Annotated in this window: 8 protein-coding genes and 1 riboswitch; of the genes, 6 read left to right on the top strand and 2 right to left on the bottom strand. The window is 41.5% G+C overall.

What is annotated here, in order from left to right; genetic code table 11:
• Positions 1-335 (top strand): hypothetical protein (locus OCV70_RS00940; RefSeq protein ID WP_262578998.1); only part of this gene is annotated, 335 nt, incomplete at its 5' end.
• Positions 336-429: 94 nt separating this feature from the next.
• Here the strand turns inward: OCV70_RS00940 and OCV70_RS00935 are convergent.
• A complete protein-coding gene (locus tag OCV70_RS00935; RefSeq protein WP_021925809.1) occupies positions 430-1,110 on the bottom strand; it encodes a GTP pyrophosphokinase in 681 nt (226 codons plus the stop codon).
• Positions 1,111-1,408: 298 nt separating this feature from the next.
• Here OCV70_RS00935 and OCV70_RS00930 point away from each other — a divergent pair, with 298 nt between their 5' ends.
• The 5 genes from OCV70_RS00930 to phoU all read left to right on the top strand — a co-directional run bounded on the left by OCV70_RS00930 (position 1,409) and on the right by phoU (position 5,597).
• The gene (locus OCV70_RS00930; protein ID WP_173767289.1) at positions 1,409-2,269 is read left to right on the top strand and encodes a substrate-binding domain-containing protein; all 861 of its coding nucleotides are present in this window, start codon (positions 1,409-1,411) and stop codon (positions 2,267-2,269) included.
• A gap of 51 nt (positions 2,270-2,320) precedes the next feature.
• The gene (gene pstC / locus OCV70_RS00925; protein ID WP_173767291.1) at positions 2,321-3,175 is read left to right on the top strand and encodes a phosphate ABC transporter permease subunit PstC; all 855 of its coding nucleotides are present in this window, start codon (positions 2,321-2,323) and stop codon (positions 3,173-3,175) included.
• Complete coding sequence (gene pstA / locus OCV70_RS00920; RefSeq protein WP_173767293.1) at positions 3,168-4,025, top strand: phosphate ABC transporter permease PstA; 858 nt, start codon at positions 3,168-3,170, stop codon at positions 4,023-4,025. The genes pstC and pstA overlap by 8 nt, the downstream gene beginning before the upstream one ends.
• Before the next feature lie 140 nt (positions 4,026-4,165).
• Entirely contained in the window at positions 4,166-4,915 is a 750-nt protein-coding gene (pstB, locus tag OCV70_RS00915) for a phosphate ABC transporter ATP-binding protein PstB (RefSeq protein WP_021925805.1), read from the top strand.
• A 1-nt stretch (position 4,916) separates the two neighbouring features.
• Positions 4,917-5,597 (top strand): phosphate signaling complex protein PhoU, encoded by a 681-nt coding sequence (gene phoU, locus OCV70_RS00910; RefSeq protein WP_173767297.1) that lies wholly within the window; start codon positions 4,917-4,919, stop codon positions 5,595-5,597.
• A gap of 53 nt (positions 5,598-5,650) precedes the next feature.
• Here the strand turns inward: phoU and OCV70_RS00905 are convergent, their stop codons facing one another.
• Entirely contained in the window at positions 5,651-7,063 is a 1,413-nt protein-coding gene (locus OCV70_RS00905; RefSeq protein ID WP_021925803.1) for an alanine/glycine:cation symporter family protein, read from the bottom strand.
• A 2-nt stretch (positions 7,064-7,065) separates the two neighbouring features.
• Positions 7,066-7,174: riboswitch (glycine riboswitch) on the bottom strand.
• Positions 7,175-7,290 lie beyond the last annotated feature (116 nt).

Here is a 7,290-nt window from a genome sequence, read left to right as displayed (position 1 = left end):
CTATCATGGGAAAGAAGAAAAAAGAAGAATTACCGGATTACACAGTTGCCAATATGGATGTGGATGGTATGCCCTGGAATTCCAGAAGACCGTGGCAGATCCTTCCGGGAGATCCATCTAAGAGCAGAAAAGAATTTGATGTAAAAGTGCCAGAGCCAGGAATGGAAAATGAAGTGCCCGATAATCTGGCAGCCTTTGAAAATCCTCCGATGACGAAGGAAGAGCGAAGAGGAATGATATGGCTTTCATTGAAGGCGTCGCTTACTGTGGGGCTGATCTTTGGCGGTGCTGCATTTTTGTTTATTTTGTTTTGCGTATTCGTGTGGCTGAAATAAAAGAAATCTTATCAGAGAAAAAGGTTATATTTCTAAAAAATAGCGGCAGACAATTAATCTTGTCTGCCGTAAAATTATGCAGATCGAGCCTGTCTCAAATATCATGAAACATCCCAATCTTATCCTTAATTCGCTGCATTTCATTATCCGTTTCGATTACAGCCTGGGCAGAGCGGAGAAGCTCAGCGCTGATCTCATCATAGCCCGGAAGATCCTCAATTCCCTTCTTATAGCGAAGCTGGTGTTCAAGAGTAGCCCAGAAATCCATTCCATTGGTACGAATCTGAAGCTCTACCCGCATAGGTGTTTTACCTTTTGAGAAAAATACCGGAATCTCTACAATCATATGATAGCTGCGGTAGCCATTGGACTTAGGATTTTTAATGTAGTCCTTGACCTTGAGGACTTTAATATCATCCTGTCCTGCAATCAGGTTTGCAACAGTATAAATATCGTCAATAAATGCACAGACTACCCGCACTCCTGCAACATCATTCAGATACTCCTGAATATTCTCCGCCGTGAAATCATATCCCAGCTTTTGAAGCTTACGGTAAATACTTTCTGGCTTCTTGATTCTTGTCTTAATAAAAGAAATAGGATTTCTCTTATATTCAACAGAAAATTCGTCATCCAGTACTTCAAGCTTGGTCTGCACCTCACGAATTGCGCAGCGGTACATCATCATCAGGTCATTAAACTTGGCAGCATTATTAATAAATTTCTGTGGATCTGGTGTATCCAGCCATGTCATTTTAGTTTGTTCTTCAGTCATAGTAATCTCCATTCTTGTTCCGGAAGTTTGAAGCCTGTATGAAAAATTATTTCTAAATATAATAAAACAGGCTATACACATACATGTTTTTATTATACATGAAAATCTTATATTAGGCAAATTTTCTGTTCTCTAAAGGAAAAGACAAATGTAAAAAACAGATCTGAAACAGGTCTGTTTTTTTACATTTTTTTTACTTTTCCGGGATAGTGTATTTTACATATGGACGGTAATATACAGACTGTAATCGCGAGAGAGAGAAAAAAACAAGGACCGCGAAGAAAAGGAGAAAATAATCATGAAAAAAGGTTTAGCAGTAGCGATGGCGGCATTATTAGGAGTAGCAACAATGGGTACAACAGCAATGGCAGCAGCTTCCGGAGATATTACAATCTGTTCCAGAGAGGATGGTTCCGGTACAAGAGGTGCATTCATTGAACTGTTTGGAATTGAAGAAAAAGATGCAGATGGAAATAAAGTAGACAACACTACAGAGGCAGCTAAAATCACAAACAGTACTTCTGTTATGTTAAGCACAGTAGCTCAGGATGAGAATGCAATCGGATATGTTTCACTTGGCTCTCTGAATGATACTGTTACAGCTGTAAAAATTGACGGAGCAGAAGCAACAGCAGAGAATATTGAGTCTGGTGATTATAAAGTAGTTCGTCCTTTTAATATTGCAACAAAGGATGATGTAAGCGAAGCAGCACAGGATTTTATCAATTATATTATGAGTGCTGACGGACAGGCTGTAATTGAAGAAAACGGATACATTTCCGTTGGAGACAAACCGGAATATGAAGCTGCAGATGTAGAAGGAAAAGTTGTAGTAGCCGGATCTTCTTCTGTAACTCCGGTAATGGAGAAGCTTGCTGAAAGCTATAAAGAAGTAAATGATAAAGTAGACATCGAGGTTCAGCAGAGTGATTCTACAACTGGTATGACATCTGCAATTGACGGACTCTGCGATATCGGTATGGCATCACGTGACTTAAAAGACAGCGAAACTGAGGCTGGTCTTACTGCAACTGTAATTGCAAAGGATGGTATTGCAGTAATTGTAAACAATGACAGTGGTGTAGCTGAGCTTACAAGCGATCAGGTAAAGGATATCTACACAGGTAACATCACTACATGGGAAGATCTTGCAAAATAATAATCTGAACTTGCAAACTGGAAAAACTTCCCAAATAAAGGAACGGACTTTATGAAATCAATTAATGAAAAGGTAATGAAAATCGTGTTCCTTGTAGCGGCCTGCACTTCTGTGCTGGCCGTTGCATTAATCTGTATCTTCTTATTCGCAAACGGAATTCCGGCAATGGCGAAAATCGGTCTGCCAGATTTCTTGTTTGGAATGAAGTGGAAACCATCTAACGGACTTTACGGAATTTTCCCATTTATCCTTGGAAGTATCTACGTAACAGCAGGAGCCATTGTGGTCGGTGTTCCAACAGCTCTTCTGCTTGCAATTTTCCTTGCATTTTATTGTCCAAAGCAGTTGTATTCTCCATTAAAAGCAATGGTAAATCTTCTTGCCGGAATCCCTTCAGTTGTATATGGATTTTTTGGTCTGACTGTATTTGTACCGCTGCTGCGTCAGCTTACAGGTCATGATGGAAGCACAATGCTTACTGCTTCCGTGCTTCTTGGAATTATGATACTCCCAACAGTTACAGGAGTTGCGGAGCCGGCTTTGAAAAGCGTTCCGACAAGCTACTATGAAGGAGCACTGGCACTTGGGGCAACTCATGAAAAAAGCGTGTTTGGAACTGTATTTCCGGCAGCGAAATCCGGCGTATTAGCAGGTGTTGTACTTGGAATCGGTCGTGCTATCGGTGAGACAATGGCGGTCATTATGGTAGCCGGAAACCAGACCTGGATGCCTCAGGGACTGTGTAAAGGACTTCGTACCATGACCGCAAATATTGTGATTGAAATGGGCTATGCGACTGACCTTCATAGAGAAGCGCTGATTGCAACAGGTGTAGTATTGTTCGTATTTATCCTGATCATCAACCTATGCGTATCAGCCCTGAAAAGGAGGACAGAAGATGAGTAAAAGCAGATCTTCTTACTGGAAGAATCATCCGGGCTCAGCAGTGCTTCGACTTCTGGTGTGGTTGTCAGCTGTGATCACGGTGGCAGTTATGGCATTCCTGGTAGGATTTATTCTGATAAAAGGTGTAGGAAATCTGAAACCGGAGCTGTTTGCACTGGAATATAATTCAGAAAATGCATCCCTGATGCCGGCACTTATTAACACGCTGATTATCACACTACTATCACTTTTGATCGCAGTGCCGTTTGGTATTTTTGCAGCAATATATCTGGTGGAATATGCAAAAAAAGGAAGCAAGCTTGTAAAAATAATTCGTATAACAACAGAGACATTGCAGGGAATTCCATCTATCATTTTTGGCTTGTTTGGACTTTTATTTTTCAGTACGGCACTTCACTGGGGATACTCTTTATTATCAGGAGCTATGACTTTGGTAATTATGATTCTTCCTTTGATCATCCGTACTACAGAAGAGGCACTTCTTGGTGTTCCGGATGCATACAGAGAAGCCTCCTTTGGACTTGGTGCAGGAAAGCTTCGTACTGTTTTTAAGGTAATACTTCCAAGTGCCATACCAGGAATCCTTTCCGGAGTGGTCCTTGCAACAGGCCGTATTGTAGGTGAGACAGCAGCACTTATTTACACAGCTGGTGCAGTTGCAAAGGTTCCATCCAGTCTTATGGGTTCAGGCCGAACTCTTGCAGTGCATATGTATGTACTTTCCAGTGAGGGTCTTTATATGGATCAGGCTTATGCAACTGCAGTTATCCTTCTGGTTTTTGTACTGGTACTGAACTGGATTTCCGGATTTTGTGCAAAAAGACTTGGCAAAGCTGCAAACGGTCAGTGATTTAACCGAATCAAGTAAGTCCCCTAAGACGGTTGCGAAAAGCAATAAGCAGCAAAGCGGATTATATCCGCTTGCCATAATACTTTGTAATTATGATGAAAGGCAGAGAAAAGCAGCCGAGATGCTTTTCAAAGGAGAATATGGGTAAAATTAATGTGGAAAACATGGATTTGTACTATGGACAGTTCCATGCTTTAAAGAATATTAATCTGGATATTCCGGAAAAGAAAATTACAGCATTTATCGGTCCAAGCGGATGTGGAAAATCCACTTTGTTAAAGTCATTAAACCGTATGAACGATCTGGTTGAGGGCTGTAAGATTACAGGTGATATACGGTTGGACGGTGAAGATATTTATGGGAATATCGATGTAAATCTTCTCAGAAAACGTGTAGGAATGGTATTCCAAAAACCAAATCCGTTCCCTATGAGTATTTATGATAATATTGCATATGGACCTCGTACACATGGCATTCATTCCAAAGAAAAGCTGGATGATATTGTGGAAAGAGCACTTCGAAATGCATCTATCTGGGATGAAGTAAAAGATCGCCTGAAGAAAAGTGCGCTTGGAATGTCAGGTGGACAGCAGCAAAGACTTTGCATTGCAAGAGCTCTTGCAGTAGAGCCGGAGGTTCTTCTTATGGACGAGCCTACCTCTGCTTTGGATCCGATTTCTACATCTCATATTGAGGATCTGGCATTGGAATTAAAGGACCGTTACACCATTGTGATCGTGACTCATAATATGCAGCAGGCAGCTCGTATTTCAGATAAAACAGCCTTTTTCCTGCTAGGTGAGATCATTGAATATAACGATACTACGGAGCTGTTTTCAAGACCACAGAATAAGAAAACAGAAGAGTATATCACAGGGAGGTTCGGTTGATATGAGAGATCTTTATAATGCAAAGCTTGCCAGACTTTCAGATGAAATCATGGAAATGGGAAATCTGTGCGGACAGGCAATTATGAAAACCTGTCAGCTTCTGGCAAGTGTGGAAATTCGGGAAACAGCATCAAAGGAAATTGCAAAAATTGAGAAAGAAATTGATGATAAAGAGCATAATATTGAAGCACTTTGTATGCAGCTGCTTTTGAAACAGCAGCCGGTAGGAACGGATCTGAGAAAGATTTCAGCAGCCCTTAAGATGGTTACAGATATGGAAAGAATCGGAGATCAGGCTACAGATATTGCAGAAATTATGCTTACAGGAAGTGTACATGTTCCGGTTACTGCGATTCCTCTTCAGGAAATGGCTGAGCATGCAATGCATATGGTAAATGACAGTGTCACAGCTTACGTAGAAGAGAAAAGTGATTTGGCTAAAAAGGTAATCGACAGTGATGATCTGCTGGATAATCTTTTTAATCAGATAAGAAAAGCTTTGGATATGAATCGTATGGGGTATTCCGGTGATGAAATCCTTGATCTTCTTATGATTTCAAAATATTACGAAAGAATCGGAGATCACGCTACGAATATTGGTGAATGGGCTGAATTTTCCGTAGATGGAATTCACAGAAACGGAGACAGCATAAGCGATTTGTTTAATCCGAATTCGTTGTAAAAAAAACTCCCGCCAGTGGCTAAAAGCATCAGCTGGCAGGAGCTTTTTTTATTTTAAAACTGGTAATTTTTATGTCTTTTAAAGAAATCCTTTGTTTCCTTTACCACTACGCCGCTTAAAGCAAGCAGTGCGATCAGGTTCGGGAAAGCCATCAGGGCATTGAAGATATCTGCAATATTCCATACAGCAGCAACTGTCATGTAAGGTCCGATAAATACGCAGATAATATATAACCAACGGTAGGTTTTTACAGCTGTCATGTTACGATCAAACAGATACTCAAGACAGCGTTCACCATAGTAATCCCATCCGAGGATGGTTGTAAATGCGAAGAAAACCAGGCACAGCATAAGTGCAAAGGAAGCAAATTGTGGTGGGAAAGGAAGTCCTTTCTGGAATGCTGCCGTGGTAATAGCGACGCCTTCAAGTCCTGTGTTCCAGGTTCCTGTAATAACGATGGAAAGACCTGTCATGGTACAGATTACGATGGTATCAATGAAAGTACCTGTCATGGAAACGAGACCCTGACGAACAGGTTCCTTTGTCTGAGCTGCTGCTGCAGCAATAGGAGCACTTCCAAGACCGGATTCATTGGAGAAAATACCGCGGGCAATACCTTTTTGCATTGCAATAACCATGGTTCCCATGGCGCCGCCTGCAAGGGCACTTCCGTTAAATGCTGTTTTTACGATAGTAACGATTGCTGCCGGAACAGCCGTAATATTTGTGATGACAATGATCAGCGCAAGTACTACGTACAGAACTGCCATAAACGGTACAACAATCTGGGATACCTTAGCAATACGCTGGATACCGCCAAGAACTACAAGTCCTACACATAAAGTAAGAATCAGGCAGGCGATAACAGTTGCCCAGGAATATGTATTTCCGAAAAGGGAAACGGTGTGAACGGTATCCGGATCAAAGAAGTTCTTCACTGCAGAAGCAATACCGTTTACCTGTGTAAAAGTACCGATTCCGAAAAGACCAACTCCTGCTCCGAAAAATGCGAAGATCTTTGCAAGCCATCTCCACTGCTTTCCCATACCGTTTTCAATGTAGTAGAAAGGTCCGCCAAGTACATGGCCTTCCTTATCAATGGTACGGTATTTGATTGCGAGAAGACCTTCTGCGTATTTGGTTGCCATTCCGAAGAATGCAGCAACGATCATCCAGAATAAGGCTCCCGGTCCGCCGGCTGCGATAGCAGTAGCAACACCTACAATATTTCCGGTTCCGATGGTAGCTGACAAAGCTGTGCAAAGAGCACCAAAGCTTGTAACCTCACCTTCCCCGCCTTCTTCATTTCGTACCATGAATTTCAGTGCTTTTCCAAGATGTCTTACCTGTAAAAAGCCTAACCGAACGGTTAAAAGGAATCCTGTGATCAGGATCAGAATGATAAGCGGAAGTCCCCAAACGACTCCGTCAAACCAGGTGATAAAGTTGTTGATTTGTGTAAACATGTTCTCTTTCCTCCATCCTTTTGCCTGAGAGATTAACAGCATGATACATGCTGCGTACACCTTCGGCGCTCTTCCATTTATTTTTTGAAGAGACTCTCCTGAGTTTACGAATACACCGTGCCAGAAATGTACGGCAGTGACGGCCATTCGTATTGTGTGGAAACACACTAGAACACAGGGTATCACAGTTGAAAATAATTTTCAATATGTTTTTGCAAAAAAGATTT

The organism is Blautia acetigignens, from assembly GCF_025566865.1.
In the GTDB taxonomy this organism is placed as follows: domain Bacteria; phylum Bacillota; class Clostridia; order Lachnospirales; family Lachnospiraceae; genus Blautia_A; species Blautia_A acetigignens.
The sequence above is the reverse complement of the archived record's forward strand: the minus strand, read 5'-3'. Positions and strand labels throughout refer to the sequence as shown.